The 1,029-nt window shown below is 68.1% G+C and carries 1 protein-coding gene; it reads left to right on the forward strand.

Features of this window, described 5'->3' with window-relative positions:
* The first annotated feature begins 129 nt into the window (after nucleotides 1–129).
* Nucleotides 130–1,017, forward strand: coding sequence for an IS5 family transposase (locus Q9G87_RS60335; RefSeq protein WP_305925693.1), 888 nt, complete (start codon nucleotides 130–132; stop codon nucleotides 1,015–1,017).
* The last annotated feature ends 12 nt before the right edge of the window (nucleotides 1,018–1,029 follow it).

Genomic DNA, 1,029 nt, shown 5'->3' on the forward strand with positions numbered 1-1,029 from the left:
TAGGCCGTGTTTCAAAAGGGTCTTTGAGGGCTTGCGGCGTGGCGGTCATCGATAAACGACGAGGCCTCCGGTAGTTGGTTCAACGACCAAGAAGAGCCAAGTACCGGAGACCTCGTGGCCAGCGTAGCGGTGACGAGGCGGCATGACCTGACCGATGCGCAGTGGGCAGCGCTGGAGCCGCTGTTACCCGCCGCCTCGGGCCGCGGTCGTCCGCCGAAGTGGAGCAGGCGGCAGTTGATTGACGGGATCCGGTGGCGGATCCGGACCGGCGCGCCGTGGCGGGACGTTCCCGAGGTGTACGGGCCCTGGTCAACGGTGTACGGCCGGTTCCGCCGCTGGCAGCGTGATGGCACCTGGGCCAAGATCCTTGCCGCGATGCAGGCGCACGCGGACGCCGCCGGAAAAATCGGCTGGACGGTTAGCGTGGACTCCACCATCAGCCGCGCCCATCAGCACGCCGCCGGGGCACGCCGGGACGGTCACCTGCAGAAGGAACCGCCCGGCGGAGTGCAGAGCGAACCGGACGATCACGCGCTGGGCCGCTCACGCGGTGGACTGACCACCAAGACGCACCTGGCCTGCGAGCAGGGCCGCAAACCCCTGGCCCTGCTGGTGACGGCCGGTCAGCGCGGCGACAGCCCGCAGTTCATCCCCGTGCTGAGCAAGATCCGGGTCGGTCGTCTTGGCGGCGGCCGGCCCCGGACCCGCCCCGATCGAGTCCTGGCCGACAAGGCCTACACCAGCAAGGCCAACCGCGGCCATCTGCGCCGGCGTGGGATCAAGGCGTGCATCCCGAGTAAGGCCGACCAGGACGCCAGCCGGCGCGCCAAGGGTTCCAGGGGCGGGCGACCTCCCGCCTTCGATCCCGCTCTTTACCGTCAGCGGCACGCTGTGGAATGCGGCATTAACCAGCTCAAACGCAACCGCGCCATGGCCACCAGGTACGACAAGCTCGCTGTCCGCTTCGAGGCCACACTCACCATCGCCGCGATCAACGAGTGGCTCAGTGCCTTATGAAACACGGCCTAG

It is taken from the genome of Nonomuraea turcica, from assembly GCF_030718205.1.
Taxonomy (GTDB): domain Bacteria; phylum Actinomycetota; class Actinomycetes; order Streptosporangiales; family Streptosporangiaceae; genus Nonomuraea.